Genomic DNA, 25,059 nt, shown 5'->3' on the forward strand with positions numbered 1-25,059 from the left:
GACCGGGCCGCGGTCCCCCGGCCGGCCGGTCATGTCGCTGGGCCACGCCGGCGCCTCCGGGCGTCGATGAGCATTTCCTGTACGTTCCGCAGCGGGGTGCCGTCCGCGTCCACCGCGTGCCGGGTCCAGTCGCCGTCCGGGCCGAGGTGCCAGGACGAGGTGGTGTCCGACGTCCCGGTCTCCAGCAGGCGGTTGAGGGCCGCCCGGTGGGCCGGGTCGGTGACCCGCACCAGCGCCTCGATCCGCCGGTCGAGGTTGCGGTGCATCATGTCGGCGCTGCCCAGCCACACTTCGGGCTCGCCGCCGTTGCCGAAGGCGAAGACCCGGGAGTGCTCCAGGAAGCGGCCGAGGATGCTGCGGACCCGGATGGTCTCGCTCAGTCCGGCCACCCCGGGGCGCAGCGCGCAGATGCCGCGCACCCAGATGTCGACCGGCACCCCGGCCTGCGAGGCCCGGTAGAGCGCGTCGATGACCGCCTCGTCGACCATGGAGTTGACCTTGATCCGGACGTAGGCGGGGCGGCCGGCGCGGTGGTGCGCGGCCTCCTTGTTGATCCGCTTGACCAGCCCGTCGCGCAGCGACGTGGGCGCCACCAGCAGCCGGCGGTAGGTCTCCCGCCGGGAGTAGCCGCTGAGGCGGTTGAAGAGGTCGGAGAGGTCGGCCCCCACCTGCGGGTCCGCGGTCAGCAGCCCGAGGTCCTCGTACAGCCTGGCCGTCTTGGGGTGGTAGTTGCCGGTGCCCACGTGGGAGTACCGGCGCAGGGTCTCGCCCTCCTGGCGCACCACCAGGGAGAGCTTGCAGTGCGTCTTGAGCCCGACCAGGCCGTAGACGACGTGGCAGCCGGACTCCTCCAGCTTGCGGGCCCACTTGATGTTGGCCTGCTCGTCGAAGCGGGCCTTGATCTCCACCAGGACGAGCACCTGCTTGCCGGACTCCGCGGCGTCTATCAGGGCGTCCACGATCGGGGAGTGGTCGGAGGTGCGGTAGAGGGTCTGCTTGATGGCGAGCACGTTGGGGTCGGCGGCGGCCTGCTCCAGGAACGCCTGCACGGAGGTGGAGAAGGAGTCGTAGGGGTGGTGTAGCAGGACGTCGCGGTTGCGCAGCGCGGCGAAGATGTCGGGCGCGGACGCCGACTCCACCTCGGCCAGGTCGCGGTGGGTGCCCGCCACGAACTTGGGGTACTTCAGCTCCGGGCGGTCCAGCGCCCCGATCCCGAACAGTCCGGTCAGGTCGAGCGGCCCGGGCAGCGGATAGACCTCGGCCTCGGAGACCTTCAGCTCCTGGACGAGCAGGTCCAGGACGGCCGGGTCGATGGTCTCCTCGACCTCCAGGCGGACCGGCGGGCCGAAGCGCCGCCGCATCAGCTCCTTCTCCAGGGCCTGGAGGAGGTTCTCGGCGTCGTCCTCCTCCACCTCCAGGTCCTCGTTGCGGGTCACCCGGAACATGTGGTGCGCCCGCACCTCCATCCCCGGGAACAGCTCCTCCAGGTGGGCGGCGATCACGTCCTCGATGGGGACATAGCGCTGCGGGGACGCCTCCAGGAAGCGCGAGAGCAGCGGCGGAACCTTCACTCTCGCAAAGTGATCATGCCCGCTGACCGGATTGCGGACGACCACCGCGAGATTCAGCGACAGCCCCGAGATGTACGGGAAGGGGTGCGCGGGGTCCACCGCGAGCGGTGTGAGCACCGGGAAGATCTGCTGCCGGAACAGCGTGAACAGCCGGGCCTGCTCCTTGTCGGTCAGATCGGGCCAGCGGATCAGGTGGATGCCCTGGTCGGCCAGCTCCGGGGCGACGTCCTGCTGGAAGCAGGCGGCGTGCCGCGCCATCAGCTCGCGGGAGCGCGTCCAGATCTGGTCCAGCACCTCGCGGGGCTGGAGCCCGGAGGCGGAGCGGGTGGCGACCCCGGTGGCGATCCGGCGCTTGAGGCCCGCGACCCGGACCATGAAGAACTCGTCCAGATTGCTGGCGAAGATCGCCAGGAAGTTGGCGCGTTCCAGGAGCGGGGTGGCCGGGTCCTCGGCCAGCTCCAGCACCCGCTCGTTGAACCCCAGCCAGCTGCGCTCGCGGTCCAGGAAGCGGCCGCTGGGCAGTTCCTCGCCGTTCGCATCCGGGACGCCGCGGTCGTCGTACGCGTCCGGATCGGCGTCCAGGTCGGGCTCCAGCCCGGAGACGGCGCGGCGGACGGCGTGCGGGCGGTGCGCGGCGATCGAGCCCACCGACGGCTGCACCGAGGGCGGCTGCACCGGGGAACCCGCCGCCCTCGGCGGTTCCTGGGCGGGCATCTCGGGCTGGGCCGGGGCCGGAGCGCTGCGCTGCTGCTTCATGTCCTTATTCTTCCGCGCTCGGGCGTTTCCAGGCGCGCCGGAAGGCGGCGGCGCGACTTCGAGCCGCGGAGGGGGGACGTTCGGCACAGCGGGCTGCATTCAGTGATGCTTGCAAGTGATGTTGAACCGCTGGTAACGAGGACATGGCGGCCGGGCAAGCGGGACACCACCCCCGGGTGCCGCCCGGCCGGCCCACCCCTCGACGATCTTCACAGCCGCCAATCCAGGCAAAGCGCCGGAAGCCGGACCGATACCGCGGCCGCCCCCGGAAAACTCCGCTGCGCCGCCCGCGCCCGCTGCCTACGCTGAGCGCGTGCCCAGACCCACCACGTCTTCCATACCCCCGCTGCCGCCGCTCCCGTTCACCCCCGACCACCCGCTGCGCACCGAGCGCCTGGACCTCCGCCCGGTGCGCCACGACGACTTCGACGCCGTCTACACCTACCGACGCCGCCCCGAGGTCAGCCGTTACCTCTACGGAAGCCCGCACGACGAGGCCGCCTGCCGCGCCTGGATCGCCGACAAGGCGACCCGCACCACGCTGCGCGAGTCCGGCGACTACCTCCAGTTCGCCGTCGTGGTCCGGGAGACCGACACGCTGGTCGGCGATGTGACGTTCGTCTACACCCGCCGCGAGCACCGCCAGGGCGGCATCGGCTACGTCTTCAACCCCGACCACGCCGGCCACGGCTACGCCACCGAGGCCGCCCGCGCGCTGCTGGGGCTGGGCTTCGAGGAGCTCGGACTGCACCGCATCCAGGCCGAGTTGGACGGCCGCAACACCGCCTCCGCCCGGCTGCTGGAGCGCCTGGGGATGCGCCGCGAGGGCCATCTGCGGGAGAACGAGTTCCTGGACGGCGAGTGGAGCGACGAGGTGATCTACGCGATGCTGGCGCGCGAGTGGCGCGAGCAGCGGGAGCAGCGGGAGCAGCGCCCGGCGTCGTGACGACGGGGCATGGGGCGGGCACCGGGCCCGCCCCGCCCCGCATCGCTCACCGGCCGCCGGTCACGTCTCCGACCGGTACATCAGGTCCGTCTCGTGCGTGACGAACCCCAGCCGCTCGTACACCGTCACCGCGGCCGCGTTGTCCGCGTCCACGTAGAGCATCGCGGTCGCCAGCCCCTGCGCCGCCAGGTGCCGCAGCCCGATCGAGGTCAGCGCCTTGCCCAGGCCGCCGCCCTGCGCGCCCGGCCGCACCCCGAGGACGTAGACCTCGCCCAGGCCCTCCTCGGCGTGCACCTTCGTCCAGTGGAAGCCGACCAGCCGGCCGTCCCGCTCGGCCAGGAAGAAGCCCTTGGGGTCGAACCACGGCTCGGCCTTGCGGTCGTCGAGGTCCCGCTGGGTCAGCGAACCCTGCTCGGGGTGGTGCGCGAAAGCCTCGGCGTTGACCTCCAGCCAGGCCGCGTCGTCGGCGTCCGGCTGGAACGTCCGCACCGTCACCCCCTCCGGGAGCACCGGCTCCGGCAGGTCGAGGTCGGCCAGCGGCCGCCGCATCTGCCGCAGCTCGCGGAACATCGTCAGGCCCAGGGTCTGCGCCAGATGCCGGGCGGCCGGGTGCCCGCCGTGCGCCCACACCCGCAGCCGGCGCCCGGACTGGACGAGCAGCTCGCCGCCGAGCGCCCGGCCGTGGCCGCGGCCGCGGTACCCCGGGTGGACGACGAGTTCGGCGGCCGGCGCCTCCACCGGGTCGGTGTCCTCCAGCTGCCCGTACCCGATCAGCTCCTCACCGCTCTCCCCCGGCACATACACCAGCAGATGCCGTACGCCCTCCCGTCGCCCACCCCGCAGCTGGAGCCGCCCCTGCTCGGACACGGCCGGCTGCCCGTCCGTCCGCGCGGCCCGTTCGATCAGTTCGAGGACGGCCGCGGCCCCTTCCGGCGCTAGCTCGTCGACCACCTGGATCCTGCGTCCGGCCCGGCCCATCTCCTGTGCAGCGTCAGTCATGTCTGAAGCGTACGACGCTGCCCCGGCGTCACGGAGGCGGCACGGACGCCGTCGCGCCCCGCATCGCCACCGCCCGGCCACCGACCCGTAAGCCGCCGACCCCTGTCCCGCTACGCGCGTCGACAATATGCTGCCCTCCGCTCAGCACCATCCACGGAGGGGAACCATGCCACCGACACCTCAACGGCGCCGTCTCGCCCGCAGATTGGCCGCCGGCGCCGCAGTGCTCGCCACCGCCGCGGGCGTCACCCTGACCGCCACCGCCGCACCCGCCGGCGCCGACAGCGGCCACGCGCACCGCCCGGCCGGCACGGTCGACGTCCAGCTGCTCTCCTTCAACGACTTCCACGGCAACCTCGAACCGCCGCAGGGCTCCTCCGGCACGGTCGAGGAGCTGCAGGCCGACGGGTCCAAGAAGACGATCCCGGCCGGCGGCGTCGAGTACCTGGCGCAGTCCCTCCGCACGGCCCGTAAGGGCCACGCGTACTCGGTCACGGCGGCGGCCGGCGACCTCATCGGCGCCAGTCCACTCCTCTCCGGCCTCTTCCACGACGAGCCGACCATCGAGGCGATGAACCGGCTCGGCCTCGACGTCACCTCCGTCGGCAACCACGAATTCGACGAGGGCCGGGCCGAGTTGACGCGGATGCAGCGCGGCGGCTGCCACCCCAAGGACGGCTGCTACGAGAAGGGCAAGACCTTCAAGGGCGCGGACTTCCCCTACCTGGCCGCCAACGTCACCGACGACAAGACGGGCAAGCCGATCCTCCGGCCGTACACGGTCTGGCAGCACAAGGGCGTCAAGATCGGCTTCATCGGCGTGACGCTCAAGGGCACGCCGGACATCGTCAACGCCGACGGCGTCAAGGGCCTGACCTTCCACGGCGAGGTCGAGACGATCAACAAGTACGCCAAGATCCTCGACCGCCAGGGCGTCAAGGCGATCGTGGCCCTCATCCACGAGGGCGGCCTCCCCGCCTCGACCTCCTACAACTACGACTGCGACAGCCCCGGGCCCGGCGCGGGCATCTCCGGCCCCATCGCCGACATCGCCAAGCACGTCACCCCCAAGGTCGACGCGCTGGTCACCGGCCACACCCACCAGTCCTACACCTGCACCATCCCGGACCCGGCCGGCCACCCCCGCACGGTCACCTCCGCCGCCTCCTACGGCCGCCTCTACACCGACACCACCCTCACCTACGACCGCCGCACCCACGACATCGTCCGCACCGCGGTCCACGGCCCGCACGCGGTGAACCACGTCGTCGACCGCACCCGGCCCAAAGCCGCGGACATGTCCTCCCTCATCACCCGCTGGAACAAGCTGGCCGCCCCCGTCGCCAACAAGCCGGTCGGCTACATCTCCGCCGACATCAACGGCCGCGGCGCCGGCACCCCCGAGGAACCCCTCGGCGACCTCATCGCCGACGCCCAGCTGGCGGCCACCACGGCCCCCGACAAGGGCGGCGCCCAGCTCGCCCTGATGAACCCCGGCGGTATCCGCTCCGACCTCGCCTACAAGGCGTCGGGCGGCGAGGGCGACGGCGTCGTCACCTACGGCGAGGCGTTCACCGTCCAGCCGTTCACCAACATGACCAATGTCGTGGACCTGACCGGCGCCCAGCTCCTGACCGCCCTCCAGCAGCAGGTCAGCGGCCCCAACGAGGCATCCCCCAAGATCCTCCAGATCTCCCGGGGTCTCACCTACACCCTCGACACCACCAAGACCGGCGCCGCCCGCATCGTCACCGACTCCGTCAGACTCAACGGCGCCCCGCTCGACCCCGCCAAGACCTACCGCGTCGCCATGAACGAGTTCCTGGCCGGCGGCGGCGACGGCTTCCCCGCCCTGAAGCAGGGCACCCACAAGTACGTCGGCCCCTCCGACCTCGACGCCCTCACGGCCTACCTGAGGGCGCACTCGTCGCCGAACAGCCCCCTGGCTCCGCCGAAGGCGGACCGGATCACGGTGGTGAAGTAACCATCGGGGGCGGGACGTTCGGCCCGCCCCCACGCCGACGCGTCACAAGTCGGCGGGTTCGTTCGGGTCGACGTGCGCGACGCCGGCAAGGATCACCGTGCCAAAACCTCGCGTCACAGCAGCCCGAACGAGAAGCCGAAACCCATGACGGTCATAGCCAGGCCGAGGACGAATACCACCGGCCCGAACAGGTAAGTGAACCAGTTCTTCCCGTTCTTGACACGCCAGAGGCCGTTGGTCAGGCCGATACCGGCAAACACGAACACGCACCCGACGAACCCAAGGAGCTCCAAGAGATCAGGAGCCAATCCGGGGTCGTGCTTGGGGATGTGCGCGACACCTGCCAGGACCACGCTGCCGGCCTCATGGGACATGGACTAACTCGCCCCCTTCTTGGCTTCGTCGTAATCCTTTTCAAGGCCCTGAAGGTCACTCTCGATACCCGAGCCCCCTTCGTAGATCCCCGTGTTGAGGCCGGTACGGAACGCATTCCGGTACGCCCCATCGATGATCTCACCTTGTTCACCCCCGCCCTCGCCGCCAAGGCTGTGCCCCTCCTTTTTCCCGAGGAGGTGGTCTCCGACACGGTTCCCGAGGGCCCCGGTGACAGCATTCGTCCCCGCGTCCCAAGCGGTACCCTCGGCGTCCTTTCCCTCGTCGTGCAGGTCGGCGTTGAGGCCACCCGCGATGTTGCCGAGCCCACCATTGATGGCGCTTCCCGCCCGGCCCTCGCCTTTGAGCACCCGGCCGACCGCGCCGGTCAGCTTGGCACCGTCCGCCAGTTCCGCACCGCCCACGGTGAAGGCTGCCGTACCCAGGGCTTCCCTGTTGGCGACACGGAAATCCTCACCCACTGTCACCGGCTGGCCACTGAGGGCCTGGTTGATCACCATGCTGCCAGAATCGGCGACGAAGTTCGTGGCGTAGCTTTCCGCGAACTTGCCGCCGATCCGAGCCACCGCGACGAGCATCTTCTCCAGCGTCGCCGCAACCTCCGCGCTCATCCCGCCGAACCGCTCCAGCAGCGCCGCCACCTTCTCCGCCGCCGACGTGAACAGCTTGACCAGGTCCATGATCTTGGTGACCTTCGCGGCCACGGCCGCGTTGGCGACGAGGTCGGAGAGGAATCCGGTGAACGCGGACAGCGCGGCGCCGAGCACCTCCATCTCGGCGATCTGCACGCAGATGTCGATGATCTCTTCGTTGATCTTGTCGATTTCGTCAGCGAACTCCTTCAAACCCTCTGCGACATGGTGGAAGTTGTTCGCGACGTCAGTGATCGTCTTCTTCTGGTCCTGCCAGTGCTTTTCGAAGGCGTCGCGGGCCGCGCCGTGCCAACCTTGCTTGTCCACACCGTCGACGGCACGGTCGAGGGCCTGTACGACCTTGGTCAGGTCGTTGCCCATGGAGTCCCAGCCGCGGGCGATCTCGCGCAGCGTGTCGCCGTTGCCGCCGGGGAGCTCGACGCCGAACGCCTGAAGGATCTCCAGCACCTTGCCGTCGATCCAGCTGTTGATGCTCATGTCACGCCCCCTGGTACCGCGGTACGGACTGAAGGTGGCGGATAGCCGTCTGGTCCGCTTCCGCGTACTGGGACGCATTGGTCCGCAGCCGGTCGGCGTCGCTGCTGAGCACCTGGGGAAGCTGCCCCAACGCCTTGATCGTGCTGCTCAGCAACTTCTGGTACTTCTCCATCGCGCCGTCGCAGGCGCCGAGGATCCCGAACGCCTCCCCGACCTCCGCCGACGTCGCAGCGAAGGAACGGATCGGCCCGTCCAGGTCAGTCGCCTGGAGGTCGAACTTGTCCGCCAGATCCGTCAGCGCCGTCGGCTCGACGCCGAACTGCCCGCTCATCCCGCTCCCCTGTTCGATCACGTACAAGCGTCCAGCAATACGTCAGGGGCGGCTTCCGGGGAAGATCTTTAACGGGTTCCGGATACGGGATTGGGTTGCGCTTTACGTTCATGGCCCTGCCCATACCGGAACGTGGCCCAATCCGGACCCGGGTCCGCGCCCTCTGTGTGGCCGCGTACGGCACGACCACACAGAGGGCGCCAGTAGGCAAACCGGCACGAACGGCCCTTACAGTCGCACGAATTCACCGTTGGCAACACCGCTGATGAATGCCCGCCAGCCATCAGCGGCGATGGCCACAACGGGGCCGGACTGCTGCTTACTGTCGCGGGCGGCAACGATTTCACCGAGAACCGCTACCTCAAGGCAATTGCCATTGCCGTTGCTGTGACTCGACTTGAACCAGTCCGCATCTCGGACATCAACCCTTTTCATGTCTCCCTGCCACTTCAGCGATCAGACGCCGCGACGCCTGTTCATCGAGCGCCACGTCCCAGATTCCCAGGAATGCAGCGGCCTACCGCTCCACTTCCTTCGGCTCTTCCAGGCATCGAAATCAAACCGCCGCCGCCCCCGTCCACAGTTCCTCCGCGTGCTCCACGAACCGGTCGAACATCCCGCCCGGCTCGTACCGCTTCAGATGCAGCAACGGTGAGTCGTGGCCGACCAGACGGGCAAGGTGCGGGGTGACCAGTGCTTCGTCATCGAACCGGAAGACCGACAGCGCGATGTGCGACGCCGCATCCGGAGCGGCAGAGGTCCGCACCTCGACGCCGTCCACCGGGCCCAACTTCGCCAGTTCGTCCAGCGTCATCCTGATCCTCGTGGAAACCGAGAGGGCGACGTCCTCCACCGCCTCACGTCGATGCGTCGCCTCCCCCTCCGGATCCCCGACCAGGAAGCGGACCCGGCAGCCGGCCTCGGCCTTGGCCCGCAACGTCGCCGCGAACGCGGGCTGCTGCGTCCACAGGAAGTAGTTCGTGTACCCGGCGAAGAACAACTCGCTGTTCGACCGGCCGACCAGATCCGCCCACACCGTGGACGGACATGCCGAACGGTACGGATAGCTGCGGACGATCTCACGGTCGGCGCCGGTCTTCACTCTCTCCGCGACGGACTTCGGCCACAGCATCTCAACGTCAACTCCCAGTTCCTGAGCGGCGTCTTCGCGATTTCGGGCATGCGGTATCAGCTCGGAGTCCGCCAGCCACCGTTCAACGGTCTTGGCGGACACGCCTACTCTCACGGCGAGCTGACGGGGCGATAAACCAGCGGTCTGCATAGCAGACCTTAATGTCGCGTTCAAGGCACTCCCCACGGACATTTGGGCGTTCTTCACGGTACTGCCGAGACGGCCCAACTGTCCGTGCCCTGCTCAACAAATGCCTCGTATGGGCAGCCAGGATCAGCTCTCGACGCGCTGGCCCACGGGCCGCCGATTCACGAACACCCGGTTCACGGAAGGGCACCTCCATGCCGAAATCCCCATCCCCCGTCCCCGCCCTCTGGCCGGCCCCGCCCCAGCCGCAGGCTGGCTGCGCGCGCTGCGCCGACCTCGACGAACGTCGCACCAAAGCCCGTCGGCAGTACGACCGCAGTGCCGAGTCCGACGGCAACGTCATGCTGCGCCGGCACCTTCGGGAGGCGCACTCGTGAGCGGCCGTGGGACCGGACGGCCACCGGAGCGGCCTCGTATGACGCTTCGCGTCTACACGGTGGATCAACGTGGCGTCGTCACCGCGGCGAGGGGCGAGGTGCGGGTCGTGATCGGCGAGCGGGCCGTCCCCGACGCCTTCAGCCTGGTCTACCCGCCATGCCGGTGCCGACGGTGTGTGGGCACACCTACGGAACGGGCGGCGCCGACCTGATCGTCAGTGGGTGCGGGCGACGCCGTCAGGAGAAGTCCCCCGCGTGCTCCCGCGCCCACTGGGCGAAGGGGCGGGCCGGGTGGCCGGTGACGCGTTCGACGGTGTCGGTCACCGGGAAGGCCGGGGCGTCCACCGTCGAGCCGAAGAGGGCGACGAGTTCGCGGGCGGCCGCCGGCGGCAGATGCGGGCCGGCCATCGCCTCGGCGGCCTCGTCCTCCGAGATCTGCTCGATGCGCACCGGGCGGCCGATGGCCTCGGCGATGGCGGCGACCTGCTGGGTGTTGGTGAGCACCTCCGGGCCGGTCAGGCGGTGGACCTGGTGGGCGTGGGCGCCGGTGCGGTCCAGGAGGGCGACGGCGGCGGCGTCCGCGAGGTCGGCCTCGTGGACCGGCGCGCTCTGAGCGCCCGGATGCGCGTCACGGACCACGCCGTTCTCGCGGATCGCCGGGGCCCAGCCGAGCGCGTTGGTGGCGTAGTTGCCGCCGCGCAGGAAGGTCCACTCCACACCGGACGCGCGGACCGCGCGCTCCACGGCGGCGTGCATACGGGAGATGAAGTTGGTCTCGTCGGCCGGGGTGTCGGTCACACCGAGGGAGGAGTTGAGGACGATGCGGGGGACGTCCGCCTTCACGGCGGCGTCGATCAGCCGCTGCGCGGACTCGCCGCCGCCGGCCGCGAGGTTGAGGAAGAGGGCGTCGGCGCCGGCGAGGAGCGGGGCGAGGTCGCTGTCCTCGGTGAGGTCGGCGCGGACCACCTCGGCCTGGGCGGGGAGCCCGGCGCTGGCCGGGTCGCGGGTCAGCGCGCGGACCGGCACGCCTTCCTCCAGAAGACGGTCCACAAGGCGGCGGCCGATATTGCCGGTTGCTCCGGTGACGACGATCACGGTGGTTCCTCCAGAGGGGCGCGGACGTGGTGGCGGCGGAAGCCCGCCGGGGGTTCGGTGAAGATCGACGGTAGTTCAGCGGGGCACAAGAGCGCGGCAAGATTTCGCCAAGGACGGCAGGACGTCTTTCGCGTTTCTCACATTCCGCGGGCGCGACTTGCGCGGCCCGGTCCCGCTCATGGTGGGATGTGCTGATGCGAACCCCCACACCCATGGCTTCGCCCTCGTCCCCACCCGCTCGCCCGGCCGCCTCCGCTCCCGCGTCCGAGGCCGGCGACCAGCCCCACATAGCCGGCTATCCACACGGCCCGCAGCAGGCCGGCTCCGGAGCGCATCCGCAGGGCGACACCAGAGAGCTCCCGCAGGTCGGCCCGGCCAATCCGTACGCGGATCTGGCCGCACTCGCCGATCCGGAGCCGGGGGCGTACGGGCATGACGGTCATGACGGCCGTGACAGCTATGAGAGCCACGGCAGCCACAACGGGCTGGGGAACGCGAGGGGTTACGGCCCGTCAACCCGGCGGCGCGGCCGCCTCGGCGAGCGTACCGACGACGATCCGCTGGGCCTGGGCCTGCGCTCGGACGACGAGGACGACGTCTGGTCGCCCCCGAACCACCGGAAGCTGAAGCGGGGCATCAGCCGCTTCGCCGCCGTCCCGCGCACCATCAAGGCGCTGGTCGCGCTGGCCGCCTGCGCGGGGGTCCTCGCGCTCGGCGACCGGTTCGCCGTGCTGTACGCGCAGAACAAGGCCGAGGAGCAGGTGAAGACGGCCCTGCACCTGCATGCCCGGCCCGAGGTGGACATCCACGGCTTCCCGTTCCTCACCCAGGTCTTCGACAAGCGGCTCGACCAGGTCGACGTGGTGATCCCGGACGTCGCGGCGGACCGGGTCTCGCTGGCGAAGGTGGAGGCCACGGCCCGGGACATCCGGCTCGACGGCGATCTGCCGACCGCCATCAAAGGCGCCACCATCGGCCAGGTGCACGGCAGCGTACTGCTCGCCTTCGACGACATGAACCGCGAACTGGGCGCCTCCCAGGTGAAGTTCAGCGAGATGGGGCGCAACGGGGTGCGCGCGGTCGGCGAACTGCCCATCGCGGGGCACACCCTGCGCGTACAGGCCGAGGCGCGCATCCGACGCAACGGTGAGCGGGGGATCTCCACCGAGATCGGGCAGATGCGGCTGGACATCGGCGACGTGGCGACCTACCGGCCGGGCACCGGCAAGGAGGAGGGCCTGCGGCTGACCCGGAAGGGCGCCGCGGAACTCAGCCGGCAGGCCGCCAAGATCAAGGCGATGCTCAGCATTCCGGCGATCGCCGAACGGATCGGCATCCCCAAGGAGTACCTGGACGATGCCCTGCGCAGCGACGACAAGCTGCACGAGCTGATCGGGTCGCCGCGCTTCGTCCACCAGCTGATGCAGGTGAACCTCGTCGACGTGGTCATGGACCACCCCTGGCTGCTCCAGAAGGTCGGCATCGACGCGAAGATGCTCGGCGCCCTCACGGACCTGACGAAGCCTCAGCTGGCCGACCGGCTGTCGCTCTCCTTCCAGCTCCCGAAGACGCCGGGGGATGTGCGGCTGCGCGACATCACCGTGGAGAGCGACGGCATCCGCGTCGACGTGACCGGCACCGACCTGCCGTTCGGCGACGCGGCGAAGGGCAAGGGGAAGTCGGCGGGGAAGTAGCAGACGGGGGCGCCGGGCCTACCTGCGCCCGCGGGCCCTACGCCCCCGGCGGTATCCCCGGCGGCGTCCCGCCCTCCCCCGAGTCGGTCCGCCCCGAGTCGGTCCGCCCCGGTTCCGTCCGTTCGCACGGTTCCGTCCGCTCGCGCGGCTCGCCCGCCGGGCCGGAGGCACCGGTCGCACTGGCCGCACCCGTCGCGCCGGCCGCACCTGCCGCGTTCGCCGCACCCGCCGCGTCCGGTGTGCCCGTCCGCTCCGGTATGTCCGGCGGTGGGGTGGGCGCGCCCGGCAGGGTCAGCAGGGCCTCCGTGCCGCCGCCGGGGGCGTTGCGCAGGCGGACGCCGCCACCGGCCTGCTCGGCCGTGCGGGCCACGATGGACAGGCCGAGGCCGCTGCCGGGCAGGCTGCGGGCGGACGGGGAGCGCCAGAAGCGCTCGAAGACGTGCGGGAGTTCCTCGGGCGGGATGCCGGGGCCGTCGTCCCGGACGGTCAGCGCGCCGCCGGCCAGCCGGACCTCGATCGTGCCGCCGGACGGGCTGAACTTCACGGCGTTGTCGAGGAGGTTGACCACCGCGCGCTCCAGCGCGGCCGGTTCGGCGCGGACGTACCAGGGGGCGAGGTCGGCGGTGAGGGTGAGGGAGGGGCCGCGCAGCCGGGCGCGTTCGAGTGCGGTGCCGACGATGTCGTGGAGGGCGACCACGCGGACGGCCGCGGTGCCGCCGGCGGTGCCCGTCTCCGGTGGACGGGAGAGGACCTGAAGGTCACCGATGAGCGCCGCCAGCTCCCCCATCTGGGCCTTCACCGACGCGAGCAGGGCCTCCTTGTCGGCGGCCGGGATCGGGCGGCCGGAGCGCTCGCTGCGCTCCAGGAGGTCGATGTTGGTCCGCAGCGACGTCAGGGGCGTGCGCAGCTCGTGGCCGGCGTCGGCGATCAGCTGCTGCTGGAGGTCGCGGGAGGCGGCCAGCGCGGCGGTCATCGCGTTGAACGACCGGGAGAGGCGGGCGATCTCGTCCTCGCCGTCGGTGGGGATGCGGATGGCGAGGTCCTGGGTGCGGGCGACGTGCTCGACGGCGGCGGTCAGCCGGTCGACGGGCTTCAGGGCCGCCCTGGCCACCCACAGGCCGGCCGTCGCCGCGCCCAGCACCCCGACCCCGGCGACGACCAGCAGCACCAGCGCGAGCTGGTTGAGCGGGTCGGTGACCTGGTCCATCGGCGCGGCGACGGAGACCGCCAGCCGGTTTCCCTGGATGTCGGTGAGCGGGCCGCGGTAGGGGACGGTCGAGACCCGCATCGGGGTGCCGTTCTCGTCCTTGGTGGTGTGGACGGCGCTGGCCAGCCGCCCGTCGGCGACCGCCTCGTCCGCCCGCTGGGCGGGGATGGGCTGTTTGTTCGGCGAGGTGCAGACGTAGCCGGAGGGGGTGACCAGCTGGATGGTGTACGGGGTGGGCTGGAAGCGGACGTTGAGCGGGGTGCCGGCGCAGCGGGCGCCGAGCGCCTGGACGTAGTCGCCGGGGACGTCGACCGTGCTGAGGGTGGTGTCGAGCTGTTCGGTGAGCCGGTCGCGGGTGATCAGCCAGCAGGCGGCGGCCGACAGCGCCACCGCGAAGGCCACCGCGACCGCGATGAGCAGCGCCAGCCGGGAGCGCAGCGGCAGCTGGCGGAACCGCGTCAGCCCGGGCACGCCGCCCGACGCCTGCTCGTCCGGCGCCTGCTCCTCCGGCGGCTGGCCGTGCGCCGTGTGGGCGTCGCCGGTGCCGCTCATTCCGCACCGCCTTCCAGCCGCAGGACGTAGCCCACCCCGCGCACGGTGTGGACCAGCCGCGGTTCGCCGCCCGCCTCCGTCTTGCGGCGGAGGTACATCACATACACGTCCAGGGAGTTGGAGGTCGGTTCGAAGTCGAAGCCCCAGACGGCCTTGAGGATCTGCTCGCGGGTGAGGACCTGCCGGGGGTGGGCCAGGAACATCTCCAGGAGCGTGAACTCGGTGCGGGTCAGGTCGACCGGGCGGTTGCCGCGGGTGACCTCGCGGGTGGCGAGGTTCATCCGCAGATCGGCGAAGCCCAGCAGCTCGCTCTCGTCGGGCCGGGCGGTGCCGGCCGCCGCGTACGAGCTGCGGCGCAGCAGGGCGCGGATCCGGGCCAGCAGCTCGTCCAGCTCGAAGGGCTTGACGAGATAGTCGTCGGCGCCGGCGTCGAGGCCGGTGACGCGGTCGCCGACGGTGTCCCGCGCGGTCAGCATCAGGATCGGCACGGTGACCCCGCTCGCCCGCAGCCGGCGGGCGGCGGTCAGTCCGTCCATCCGGGGCATCAGCACGTCCAGCACGATGAGTTCGGGGTCGTAGGCGGCGACCTTCTCCACCGCGTCCAGACCGTCGACGGCCTGCTCGGTGCCGTACCCCTCGAAGGCGAGGGAGCGCTGGAGCGCCTCGCGGACCGCGGGCTCGTCGTCGACGATCAGGATGCGGGCGGGGTGATCACCGTGCTCGGCGGGGCTCATGTGCGTGACTACCTCGGTTGACGTTGCTGACGACCGGCTGGTCCTGTGCTGGCTTCAGCCTGACACGGATGCCGCCCGGACGGTCGCCCTGTGGAAAACCCTCCGCGGACCTCCACCGCCCGGCGGCGCCCCTGGCCGGAGCCTGCCCGAAGCCCGGCCGGAGCCCGCCCGGCCCGGCTCCCGGCCCGGCTCCCGGCCCCAGCCCAGACCCGGCTCAGACCCCGCTGTTCCCGCCGTTCCCGCCCCCGCTGCGCAGCGTGTCGAGGTCGGCCTTGACGGTGTTGATCGGTATGGCGAAGCCGAGGCCGACGCTGCCCGCCTGGCTGCTGTCCGACGAACTCGGCGAGTACATGGCCGAGTTGATGCCGATGATCTGCCCCTGCATGTTGATCAGGGCGCCGCCGGAGTTGCCCGGGTTGAGCGCGGCGTCGGTCTGGATCGCCTTGTAGGTGGTCTTGGACGAGCCGGTGTCGCCGTTGTACTGGTTGCCGCCGAACTCGAACGGCCAGCCACCGCCGCCGCCGAAGAAGCCGCGGCCGCCGCCCTGGTCCTGGCCCTGCCCCTGGCCCTGGCCGTCCTCCTTGGGGACGGAGACATCGCGGTTGAGCGCGGAGACGATACCGCTGGTCACCGAGCCGGTGAGGCCCTCCGGCGAGCCGATCGCGACGACCGGGTCGCCGACCACGAGCTTGCTGGAGTCGCCGAGCACCGCGTGCGTCAGCCCCTTGGCGCCGGCGACCTTGATCAGCGCCAGGTCCTTGCCCGGGTCGGTGCCGACGACCGTCGCGGTCTTCCTGCTGCCGTCGCTAAAGGTGACGCTCACCTTGCGGGCGCCGGCCACCACGTGGTTGTTGGTGACGATCTCGCCGCTGCTGGTGATCACCACGCCGGAGCCGGTGGACTCACCGCCGCCCGTGCGCGCCTTGATCTCGACGATGGCCGGGCTGACCGCCTTGGCCACCCCCGCGACCCCGGTGCCGCCGCCGGTGTTCTGCCCGGCGTTGACGAGCGGGGTGGAGACGCCGCCGGTCGTGCTGCCCTGCTGCGTGGCACCGGCGATCAGCGCCGCGCTGCCGCCGCCGATCAGACCCGAGGCCAGCGCCACCGCGGCGATCAGCGCGATCGGCCGCCGGGCCCGGCGTCGCGGCTCCGGTGCGCCGGGAGCGCCCGCCGCCGCTGCGTCCGGCGTGTACGGGGGCGGCGGCGGCACGTCGCCGCGGAAGCGGTCCGCGCCGTGGTCGCTGCGGTGGCCGGTGCCGTACTCGGTCCCGTAGGCGTACGGCCGGTCCTGGGGCATCTCATCGCCGCTGCGGCGGTAGCTCTCGGTCATGCCCACGACTCTGCGGCCGCTGCATGAGAACCGTCTGAGAACGCCCTGAGAGACCCGACAGAAGTGGGTATGCCCGGTATAAGGACACGCACCGGCACGGCCGTTGGCCCTGATGCCCGGAAGAAGCGCCCGCCCTAGCCCCCGCAGCCGCAGGACCGTCGCACCACCAGCCGCGACGGGAACTGCCGCAGCCGCTCGCGGCGCGAGCCGACCACCCGCAGCCCGTCGTCCAGCACCAGGTCCACCGCCGCCCGGGCCATCGCCTGCCGGTCCGAGGCCACCGTCGTCAGCGGCGGATCGGTGAGCGCGGCCTCCTTGACGTCGTCGAAGCCGGCCACCGCCAGCTCGCCGGGGACGTCGATCCGCAGCTCGCGGGCGGCCCGCAGCACTCCGATGGCCTGGTCGTCGGTGGCGCACATGATGGCCGGCGGCCGGTCCGGGCCGGCCAGCAGCCGCAGCGCGACCTGATAGGCGTCGTAGCGGTTGTAGAGCGCCTGGAAGTAGCGGCCCTCCGGCGAGCGCCCGGATTCCAGCATGGCCCGCCGCCAGCCCTCGACGTGGTCGGTGACCGGGTCGCCCGACTTAGGGGTCTCCTCGGTGCCGCCCAGGAAGGCGACGTAGGCGTGGCCGTGCTCCAGGAGGTGCCGGGTCGCCAGCTGCGCGCCCCAGACGTCGTCGGTCATCACCGCGACGTCGTCGATGGCGTCCGGCCGGCGGTGCAGCAGCACCACCCGGGCGTCCCACGCGTCGATCTCCGCGGCGGCGTGCTCGCTGGGGCCCTGGCTGATCAGGATCAGCCCGGCCACCCGCATCCCGAGGAACGCGCGGAGGTAGTGCACCTCGCGCTCGTCGATGTAGTTGGCGTTGCCGACCAGCACCATCTTGCCGCGCTCGGACGCGGCCTGTTCGACGGCGTGCGCCATCTCCGCGAAGAACGGCTGGCGGGTGTCCGGCACGATCAGACCTATGAGGTCGGTGCGGCGGGACGCCATCGCCTGCGCGACCCGGTCGGGCCGGTAGCCGAGCTCCTTGATGGCGGCGAGCACCCGCTCGCGCGTGGCCGGGGCGACCGGCCTCGGTCCGTTGTTGATGACGTAACTCACGACGGCGGTGGACGTCCCCGCCAGTTTTGCCACATCATCCCGCGTCACCTTGGCCACGCGCGGCAGTCTACGCGGGTGGTCCTACCGGCGGGCAGGCTGCGCGGACGCGGATTTCCCGTCCGACGAGGAAGAACGCGCGGGCGCGCGTCCGCCGGCCCGCTCGTCCCCGCCGTCCTTCTTCGCCCCCTGTACGGCGTCCTCCTGTGCCTTGGCCTCCGCGGCGGCCCGCTCCACCTTCTCCGGCACCACGAAGCGGTAGCCGACGTTGCGGACCGTGCCGATCAGCGACTCGTGCTCGGGGCCGAGCTTGGCGCGCAGCCGCCGGACGTGCACGTCCACCGTGCGCGTACCGCCGAAGTAGTCGTAGCCCCACACCTCCTGGAGGAGCTGGGCGCGGGTGAAGACCCGGCCCGGGTGCTGCGCCAGGTACTTCAGCAGCTCGAACTCCTTGAAGGTCAGGTCCAGGACCCGGCCCTTGAGCTTGGCGCTGTAGGTGGCCTCGTCCACGGAGAGGTCGCCGGTGCGGATCTCCATCGGACCGTTGTCGGTGGTGATCTGCTGGCGGCCCATCGCCAGCCGCAGCCGCGCCTCCACCTCGGCCGGGCCGGCGGTGTCCAGCATCACGTCGTCGACGCCCCAGTCGGCGGTGACGGCGGCCAGTCCGCCCTCGGTGACCACCAGCACCAGCGGACAGCCGGGGCCGGTGGACCGCAGCAGCTGGCACAGGGACCGCACATGCGGAAGATCACGGCGGCCGTCGATCAGTATGACGTCGGCCCCTGGGGTGTCGATCAGGGCCGGGCCCTCGGCGGGTGCCACCCGGACGCTGTGCAGCAGCAAGCCGAGCGCCGGAAGCACCTCCGTCGATGGCTGGAGGGCGTTGGTCAGCAGCAGGAGCGAACTCACTTCCGACCACCTACCCGGTTTCCGGCGAGCTTCATCCTGAACGGCTCGCGGTCCTGCACGCTTCGCTTGCCCATGACGTCTGGTTCCTCCTCGGTCCCTGCGACGGGGGCACCACCCGGTCCTGCCGGGGGTCTGCGGCACTGCTTCGTACGGGGTGCTCCCGGTCACACGCTTCGCGTGCGTGAAAGCACAAAAGGACCCGGGGGCGACGCTGCCCGGATCCTTCTTGCCCAGCAGAATAGCTCACATGAGCTGCGGACCCGAGGGCGACTTTGCACCTTCTTGTGTTCCGTCGATCACTTCGAGTGGTCACCGCGCGGTGCTGTTGACGGACGACGGCGTGCGCATCGAGGCCGCCCGCATCCCCCGGAGCCCGCTTCCGCAGGCCCCTTCGGCGCTCTCCACGGGGCCGGCGTCCGCCCCCGTGGGCGACCTCGCGCTCGTGCTTGCGCACGGCTTCACCGGCTCCCTCGGCCTCCCCCACGCCATAGGGGCGCGGGCGGTACCCCCCTCGCGCTGCGCCGCGCCGCGGCCGCGTCGTCCCAGCACGCGGACGTGATCACGTTCTCCTTCCGGGGGCACGGCGGGTCCGATCCGCTGGGCCCGCTCCCTGGGCCACCGCCGGATCGCCACCGTCGGCTGCTGAGAAGAGGGGGCGGGGCGGCAGCCCCTCCACGAGGGGCGGTGGTCGGGCGACGGGTGGGCGGCTCGGTCGTGCCCCGGCAGGCCGCCCTGCACGGCCGCCGGGGGCCGGACCGCGGCCGGGGGAGCACGGGGAGCGCACGGGTGCGTGCCCCGATGCAGTGGCCGCGGTCAGTGCCCCCGCCCGGTGGTACCACCGGGGCACCGCGTCGATGCGCCGCCTCCACTGGGCCGTCACTCCCCCAAGCTCTTAAGGAGCAGGGGGAAGCCGGCCCGCCGTGCGTCAGCCCGTCTCCGCCACCGCCTCCGCGAACTGGGCCGCGTACAGGCGGGCGTAGGCGCCGTCCGCGGCCAGGAGCGTGTCGTGGGTGCCCTGTTCGACGATGGACCCGTCCTCCATGACCAGGATGAGGTCGGCGTCCCGGATGGTGGAGAGGCGGTGCGCGATGACGAAACTGGTGCGGCCGCTGCGGAGTTGGGCCATGGCCTGCTGGATGAGGACCTCGGTGCGGGTGTCGACGGAGCTGGTGGCCTCGTCCAGGACGAGGATGGCCGGCTCCGCGAGGAAGGCGCGGGCGATGGTGATGAGCTGTTTCTCGCCCACCGAGACATTGCCGCCCTCCTCGTCGATGACGGTGTCGTAGCCGTCGGGGAGGGTGCGCACGAAGCGGTCGACGTGGGTGGCCCGGGCGGCCGCGACGACCTTGTCGCGGGAGGTGCCCTCGGGGGCGCCGTAGGCGATGTTCTCGGCGATGGTGCCGCCGAAGAGCCAGGTGTCCTGGAGGACCATGCCGATGTGGCCGCGCAGCTCCTCGCGGGACATCTCCGCGATGTCCACGCCGTCGAGGGTGATCCGGCCGCCGCGGACCTCGTAGAACCGCATCAGGAGGTTGACCAGGGTGGTCTTGCCGGCGCCGGTCGGGCCGACTATGGCGACGGTCTGGCCGGGGCGGACGGTGAGCGAGAGGTCCTCGATGAGCGGCTTGTTCTCGTCGTAGCGGAAGGAGACGTGCTCGAAGGCGACCTTGCCGGTGACCTGCTCGGGGCGGGCCGGCCGGTCGACGTCGGGGTCCTGCTCGTCGGCGTCGAGGAGTTCGAAGACCCGCTCGGCGGAGGCGACACCGGACTGGACGAGGTTGGCCATCGAGGCGACCTGGGTCAGCGGCTGGCTGAACTGGCGGCTGTACTGGACGAACGCCTGGACGTCGCCGACGGACAGCGCGCCGGAGGCCACGCGCAGGCCGCCGACCACGGCCACCAGGACGTAGTTGAGGTTGCCGATGAACATCATCGCGGGCTGGATGATGCCGGAGATGAACTGGGCCTTGAAGCCCGCCGCGTAGAGCGCCTCGTTCTGCGCGCGGAAGAGCTCGGCGGACTCCTTCTGCCGGCCGAAGACCTTGACCAGCGAGTGCCCGGTGTACATCTCCTCGATGTGCGCGTTGAGCTTGCCGGTGGTCTTCCACTGCTGGACGAACTGCGGCTGGGCGCGCTTGCCGACCTTGGTGGCGACGACGATCGAGACCGGCACGGTGAGCAGCGCGACCAGCGCCAGCAGCGGCGAGATCCAGAACATCATCACCAGCACGCCCACGATCGTCAGCAGCGAGGTCACGATCTGGCTGAGGGTCTGCTGCAGCGTCTGCTGGATGTTGTCGATGTCGTTGGTGGCGCGGGAGAGCACCTCGCCGCGCTGCTGCCTGTCGAAGTAGCTCAGCGGCAGCCGGGCCAGCTTCTCCTCGACCTGTTCGCGCAGCCGGAAGACGGTGCGCTGGACGACGCGGGTGGCGATCCGGGCCTGGACGAAGCCGAAGAGCGCCGAGCCGGCGTAGATCAGCACGACCCACAGCAGGACCGTGCCGACCGCGCCGAAGTCGGTGTGCGGGCCCGGGTCCACCGGCATGCCGGCGACCAGGTCCGCGAGCCCGCCCTGACCGTGCGCCCGCAGGAACTCGGCGGCCTGGGCCCTGGTCAGGCCCTCGGGCAGATGGCGGCCGACGATACCGGCCATGAGCAGGTCGGTGGCCCGGCCCAGGACCTTCGGCCCGATGGCGGTCAGCGCCACGCTGAGCACGCCCAGCAGCAGCGCGACGGCGATGATGCCGCGCTCCGGGCGCATCTGGGCCAGCAGGCGCTTGCCGGAGCCCTTGAAGTCCATGGACTTGTCGATCGGGCCGCCCATCATGCGGGCCATCGGGCCGCCGCCGGGGGCCGTGCCGCGGCGGGGCGCCGAGGCGGGGGCCGGGCCGGCGCCGCCGGCGGCGGGCGGCCCCCCGGGAGCCCTTTCCGGGCCGGTGGCCCGGCGCTGTCCGTCCGCGGTGGTCATGCCGCCTCCTGCTCGGTGAGCTGGGAGAGCACGATCTCCCGGTAGGTCTCGTTGCCGGCCATCAGCTCGCCGTGGGTGCCGGTCCCCACGATCCGGCCCGCGTCCAGGACCACGATCCGGTCGGCGCCGCGGATCGTGGCGACCCGCTGGGCGACGATCACCACGGTGGCCCGGTCGGTCTCCCGGGCCAGCGCAGCGCGCAGGGCCGCGTCGGTGGCGTAGTCGAGGGCGGAGAAGGAGTCGTCGAAGAGATAGATCTCCGGCTTGCGGACCAGGGCGCGGGCGATCGCCAGCCGCTGCCGCTGACCGCCGGAGACATTGCCGCCGCCCTGTGCGACCGGCGCGTCCAGACCGCCCTCCATCCGCTCGACGAAGCCCCTGGCCTGCGCGATCTCCAGCGCGTGCCACAGCTCCTCGTCTGTGGCGTCGGGGTTGCCGTACCGCAGGTTGCTGGCGACCGTCCCGGAGAAGAGGTACGGCTTCTGCGGCACCAGGCCGATCACGGAGGCCAGCGTCTCCGGGGCCAGAGTGCGCACGTCCACGCCGTCGACCAGGACCGTGCCGCCGGTGGCGTCGAAGAGCCGGGGCACCAGCCCGAGGAGGGTGGACTTGCCGGCGCCGGTGGAGCCGATGACGGCGGTGGTCTCGCCGGGGCGGGCGATCAGGTCGATGTCCCGCAGGACCGGCTGCTCCGCGCCGGGGAAGCGGAACTCCACGCCCCGCAGCTCCAGTTCACCGTGCCGGGGCAGCGCGGTGACCGGCTCGGCGGGCGGGGTGACACTGGACTCGGTCACCAGCACCTCCTGGATGCGCTCGGCGCAGACCTCGGCGCGCGGCAGCATCATCACCATGAACGTCGCCATCATGATCGACATCAGGATGTACATCAGGTAGCTGAGGAAGGCCGTCAGCGCCCCGATCTCCATCTCCTGCGCGTCGATGCGCAGCCCGCCGAACCACACCACGGCCACACTGGAGAGGTTCACGATCACCATGACCAGCGGGAACATCATCGACATCAGCCGGCCGGCGCGCATCGAGACGTCGTAGAGAGCGGTGTTGGAGCCGGCGAACCGCTCGCGCTCGTAGTCGTCGCGGACGAAGGCGCGGATGACGCGGATGCCGGCGATCTGCTCGCGCAGCACGCGGTTGACGGTGTCGATGCGCTCCTGCACCCCGCGGAACAGCGGACGCATCCGGCGCACGATCAGTGAGACGAGGATCCCGAGGACCGGGACGATGACCAGGAGGAGCGCCGACAGCGGCACGTCCTGGTTGAGCGCCATGACGATGCCGCCGATGCACATGATCGGCGCCGAGACCATCATCGTGAACGTCATCAGGACCAGCATCTGGACCTGCTGGACGTCGTTGGTGGTGCGGGTGATCAGCGACGGGGCGCCGAAGCCGCCCAGCTCGCGGGCGGAGAAGGACTGCACCCGGTCGAAGACGGCGGCCCTGACGTCCCGGCCGAGCGCCATGGCCGTACGGGCGCCGAAGTAGACCGCGCCGATCGCGCAGGCGATCTGGAGCACCGTCACCGCGAGCATGAAGCCGCCGATGCGGAAGATGTGGCCGGTGTCCCCCTTGACCACACCGTTGTCGATGATGTCGGCGTTGAGGGTCGGCAGATACAGCGTGGCGAGGGTCTGGATCAGCTGGAGCAGGACGACGAGGGATATGGAGCGCCTGTAGGGCAGCAGATGCGCCCGCGCGAGTCGGAGCAACACAACCCGGAAGCCTATGCGAACACTTGCCTTCGGCAACCGAACTTCTCCGAGCACCGCAGGAATCGGCACGGATCGCCGGAAAGTCTTTACCCGAACTTGCCCGGACTTGCCCGGAACCGGACCGGCCGCCGCGTACGCCATCATGGAGGCGGCAAGAGCCCCCGACATGAAGAGGCCGCCGTGACAACAACTGGCACCGTGCGCTACTGGGCCGCGGCCAAGGCCGCCGCGGGCGCCGCCGAGGAGCCGTACGCGGCGGCGACGCTCGCCGAGGCGCTGGACGCGGCCCGCGCCGCGCACACCGCGAACCCGGAGTTCGCCCGCGTCCTGCTGCGCTGCTCCTTCCTGGTGGACGGCGTCCAGGTCGGCGCCCGCGATCATGCGGAGGTGCCGCTGAGCCAGGGCGGCACCGTCGAGGTCCTGCCGCCGTTCGCCGGAGGATGAGCAGAGGGCCATGAGCGACAACCAGCCGCAGCACCAGAACCCGTACGACGGGTACGACCCGTATGCCCACCCGTCACCCGACCACCGCCCCTCAACGACACCGTTGCACGGCGACACCTCCCGCTACGCTCCTACGCCTGGGTACGCCCCTCAGGCCCCCTACGGCTCCCCGTACGGGCAGCAGCCCTACGACCCCTATCTGCAGCAGCAGCCCGAGGCCCAGCAGCCCCAGCCCCAGCCCCAGCCCCAACAGCCGTACGGCTACGAGGCATACGGGCAGCAGCAGCCGCAGCACCCCGCCGCGCCCTACGGCCAGGACGCCTACGGGCACGGTCCCGACACCTACGGGCAGGACCCGGCCCCCTACGGGCAGGACACCTACGCCGCCCCGGCGCCCCAGCCGCACCAGGGCATGCACGCGGCGCCCCACCGGAGCGCCCCCGACCAGCCCGGCCACCAGGCAGCCCCGCAGGCGCCCCGGCACGCCGCGCCCCAGCCCCCCGCCTACGAGGCCGCGCAGGGGATCACGCACGGGACCACCGCCACCGCCGAGCCGGTGCCGGCCGACCACCCGGAGCCGCAGGCCGCCGCGCTCGAGCCGGCCGACGCCGCCGCGGCTCCGTTGAAGCCCAACCAGCTCGCCCGCCTCGAAGGCCGCTCGCCGATCATCCCGCCCGGTATCCAGCCGGCCGCGCTGACCGCGCTGCTCGCCCTGCTGCTGGCGCTGGCCGCCCCGATCGCCCGCCCGGTCCTGGCGGTTCCGGTGGTGCTGCTCCAGGCCGTCACCGCCGCCGGCTGGTTCCGGCTCAACGGCATGTGGCCGGCCCGCCAGGGCATCGCGCTGGCCTTCCTGGGCGGCCTGGCCACCGACGCCGGACTGCTGGCCACCCCGCACGAGGACGCGCCGCTGGTAGCCATCGGCACGCTCGGCGTCTGGTGCCTGCTGGTGATCGTCCTGCAGCTGCGCAACCGCTCCAGCGCGGACGAGCGGATGTACGCGCTCACCGCCGGCCTGACGGCGTCCGCGCTGGCGGTGCTCGCCGCCGGCCAGTTGGCCGCCGACCCGGACGCGATGGTGGTCGGCGCCACCGCGGTCGCCCTGGCGGCGCTCGCCCGGGCGCTGCCGCTGCCCGGCCCGGTCACCCTGGTGCTCGGCCTGCTGGCGGGCGTCGGCGGCGGCATCGCGGCCGGCCAGCTGACCGGTATGGGAACCGCCGGCGCCCTGCTGGGCCTGGCCGCCGGCGGCTGCGCCCTGATCGGCCTGCGGGTGGCCAGCTACGACTACCCGTCGAAGTTCGTCCACATGACCGCGGGCGTCGCCCTGCCGCTGGCCCTGGCGGCCCCGGCGGTCTACGTCCTCGGCCGGGCGCTGGGATAGCCCGGGCCCGCCGACCACACAGCGCCGCGGCGGCCGTACGGAGCGCAGGGTTCTGCGCCCCGGCACGGCCGCCGCTGCCGTTCCGGAGACCGGGTCGTCTAGGGTTCCCCGGAAGCGCGGGCGGGGGCCCGCGTACGGATTGACGGATTTGG

At 71.6% G+C, this 25,059-nt stretch carries 21 protein-coding genes and 1 pseudogene; 6 read left to right on the plus strand and 16 right to left on the minus strand.

Going from position 1 to position 25,059, the window contains the following annotated elements:
* Positions 1 to 29 precede the first annotated feature (29 nt).
* On the minus strand, positions 30 to 2,327 hold the full coding sequence (locus B073_RS0121405) for an RNA degradosome polyphosphate kinase (RefSeq protein ID WP_018540132.1): 2,298 nt from the start codon (positions 2,325 to 2,327) through the stop codon (positions 30 to 32).
* 313 nt (positions 2,328 to 2,640) lie between these two features.
* Between B073_RS0121405 and B073_RS0121410 the strand changes: the two genes are divergently transcribed.
* A complete protein-coding gene (locus B073_RS0121410; RefSeq protein WP_018540133.1) occupies positions 2,641 to 3,273 on the plus strand; it encodes a GNAT family N-acetyltransferase in 633 nt (210 codons plus the stop codon).
* Between the two features lie 60 nt (positions 3,274 to 3,333).
* On the opposite strand, the gene mshD is transcribed toward B073_RS0121410, so the two are convergent.
* Positions 3,334 to 4,272 (minus strand): mycothiol synthase, encoded by a 939-nt coding sequence (gene mshD / locus B073_RS0121415; protein WP_037812273.1) that lies wholly within the window; start codon positions 4,270 to 4,272, stop codon positions 3,334 to 3,336.
* Between the two features lie 166 nt (positions 4,273 to 4,438).
* On the opposite strand from mshD, the gene B073_RS0121420 reads away from it, so the two are divergent.
* On the plus strand, positions 4,439 to 6,256 hold the full coding sequence (locus tag B073_RS0121420; RefSeq protein WP_051094113.1) for a bifunctional metallophosphatase/5'-nucleotidase: 1,818 nt from the start codon (positions 4,439 to 4,441) through the stop codon (positions 6,254 to 6,256).
* A 113-nt stretch (positions 6,257 to 6,369) separates the two neighbouring features.
* Here the strand turns inward: B073_RS0121420 and B073_RS0121425 are convergent, their stop codons facing one another.
* The 6 genes and pseudogenes from B073_RS0121425 to B073_RS49320 all read right to left on the minus strand — a co-directional run.
* A complete protein-coding gene (locus B073_RS0121425) occupies positions 6,370 to 6,630 on the minus strand; it encodes a hypothetical protein (protein ID WP_018540136.1) in 261 nt (86 codons plus the stop codon).
* A 3-nt stretch (positions 6,631 to 6,633) separates the two neighbouring features.
* Positions 6,634 to 7,779 (minus strand): WXG100 family type VII secretion target, encoded by a 1,146-nt coding sequence (locus tag B073_RS0121430; RefSeq protein ID WP_018540137.1) that lies wholly within the window; start codon positions 7,777 to 7,779, stop codon positions 6,634 to 6,636.
* Between the two features lies 1 nt (position 7,780).
* Positions 7,781 to 8,110: a type VII secretion target gene (locus B073_RS0121435; RefSeq protein WP_051094117.1), complete on the minus strand. Its 330-nt coding sequence runs from the start codon at positions 8,108 to 8,110 to the stop codon at positions 7,781 to 7,783.
* 228 nt (positions 8,111 to 8,338) lie between these two features.
* Positions 8,339 to 8,545, minus strand: a complete 207-nt coding sequence (locus B073_RS44210) for a DUF397 domain-containing protein (protein WP_078508106.1) — start codon at positions 8,543 to 8,545, stop codon at positions 8,339 to 8,341.
* 121 nt (positions 8,546 to 8,666) lie between these two features.
* Positions 8,667 to 9,242: a hypothetical protein gene (locus B073_RS40580; protein ID WP_018540139.1), complete on the minus strand. Its 576-nt coding sequence runs from the start codon at positions 9,240 to 9,242 to the stop codon at positions 8,667 to 8,669.
* Positions 9,243 to 9,254: 12 nt separating this feature from the next.
* A pseudogene (locus tag B073_RS49320) lies at positions 9,255 to 9,434 on the minus strand (helix-turn-helix domain-containing protein); the annotation flags it as partial.
* 149 nt (positions 9,435 to 9,583) lie between these two features.
* Here B073_RS49320 and B073_RS46545 point away from each other — a divergent pair.
* A complete protein-coding gene (locus tag B073_RS46545; RefSeq protein ID WP_158690172.1) occupies positions 9,584 to 9,766 on the plus strand; it encodes a hypothetical protein in 183 nt (60 codons plus the stop codon).
* Between the two features lie 237 nt (positions 9,767 to 10,003).
* Here B073_RS46545 and B073_RS0121445 read toward each other — a convergent pair whose 3' ends face one another.
* Positions 10,004 to 10,861, minus strand: coding sequence for an SDR family oxidoreductase (locus B073_RS0121445; protein WP_018540140.1), 858 nt, complete (start codon positions 10,859 to 10,861; stop codon positions 10,004 to 10,006).
* Between the two features lie 212 nt (positions 10,862 to 11,073).
* Between B073_RS0121445 and B073_RS0121450 the strand changes: the two genes are divergently transcribed.
* The gene (locus tag B073_RS0121450) at positions 11,074 to 12,555 is read left to right on the plus strand and encodes a DUF2993 domain-containing protein (RefSeq protein WP_018540141.1); all 1,482 of its coding nucleotides are present in this window, start codon (positions 11,074 to 11,076) and stop codon (positions 12,553 to 12,555) included.
* Positions 12,556 to 12,592: 37 nt separating this feature from the next.
* On the opposite strand, the gene B073_RS40585 is transcribed toward B073_RS0121450, so the two are convergent.
* The 7 genes from B073_RS40585 to B073_RS0121490 form a co-directional block, all read right to left on the minus strand.
* Positions 12,593 to 14,314 (minus strand): sensor histidine kinase, encoded by a 1,722-nt coding sequence (locus tag B073_RS40585; protein WP_018540142.1) that lies wholly within the window; start codon positions 14,312 to 14,314, stop codon positions 12,593 to 12,595.
* On the minus strand, positions 14,311 to 15,048 hold the full coding sequence (locus tag B073_RS0121460) for a response regulator transcription factor (protein WP_018540143.1): 738 nt from the start codon (positions 15,046 to 15,048) through the stop codon (positions 14,311 to 14,313). The genes B073_RS40585 and B073_RS0121460 overlap by 4 nt, the downstream gene beginning before the upstream one ends.
* 214 nt (positions 15,049 to 15,262) lie before the next feature.
* Positions 15,263 to 16,378: a S1C family serine protease gene (locus tag B073_RS0121465; RefSeq protein WP_018540144.1), complete on the minus strand. Its 1,116-nt coding sequence runs from the start codon at positions 16,376 to 16,378 to the stop codon at positions 15,263 to 15,265.
* Between the two features lie 134 nt (positions 16,379 to 16,512).
* Entirely contained in the window at positions 16,513 to 17,538 is a 1,026-nt protein-coding gene (locus tag B073_RS0121470) for a LacI family DNA-binding transcriptional regulator (protein WP_026247592.1), read from the minus strand.
* 24 nt (positions 17,539 to 17,562) lie between these two features.
* Positions 17,563 to 18,387, minus strand: a complete 825-nt coding sequence (locus tag B073_RS0121475; protein ID WP_018540146.1) for a response regulator transcription factor — start codon at positions 18,385 to 18,387, stop codon at positions 17,563 to 17,565.
* A gap of 925 nt (positions 18,388 to 19,312) precedes the next feature.
* Positions 19,313 to 21,355 (minus strand): ABC transporter ATP-binding protein, encoded by a 2,043-nt coding sequence (locus tag B073_RS0121485; protein WP_018540148.1) that lies wholly within the window; start codon positions 21,353 to 21,355, stop codon positions 19,313 to 19,315.
* A complete protein-coding gene (locus B073_RS0121490; RefSeq protein ID WP_018540149.1) occupies positions 21,352 to 23,085 on the minus strand; it encodes an ABC transporter ATP-binding protein in 1,734 nt (577 codons plus the stop codon). Before B073_RS0121490 ends, B073_RS0121485 begins: the two co-directional genes overlap by 4 nt.
* A gap of 198 nt (positions 23,086 to 23,283) precedes the next feature.
* Between B073_RS0121490 and B073_RS0121495 the strand changes: the two genes are divergently transcribed.
* Both B073_RS0121495 and B073_RS0121500 read left to right on the plus strand, forming a co-directional pair.
* On the plus strand, positions 23,284 to 23,529 hold the full coding sequence (locus tag B073_RS0121495; RefSeq protein ID WP_018540150.1) for a MoaD/ThiS family protein: 246 nt from the start codon (positions 23,284 to 23,286) through the stop codon (positions 23,527 to 23,529).
* A gap of 10 nt (positions 23,530 to 23,539) precedes the next feature.
* Positions 23,540 to 24,907: a hypothetical protein gene (locus B073_RS0121500; protein WP_018540151.1), complete on the plus strand. Its 1,368-nt coding sequence runs from the start codon at positions 23,540 to 23,542 to the stop codon at positions 24,905 to 24,907.
* Positions 24,908 to 25,059 lie beyond the last annotated feature (152 nt).

It is taken from the genome of Streptomyces sp. MspMP-M5 (genome assembly GCF_000373585.1).
GTDB lineage: Bacteria > Actinomycetota > Actinomycetes > Streptomycetales > Streptomycetaceae > Streptomyces.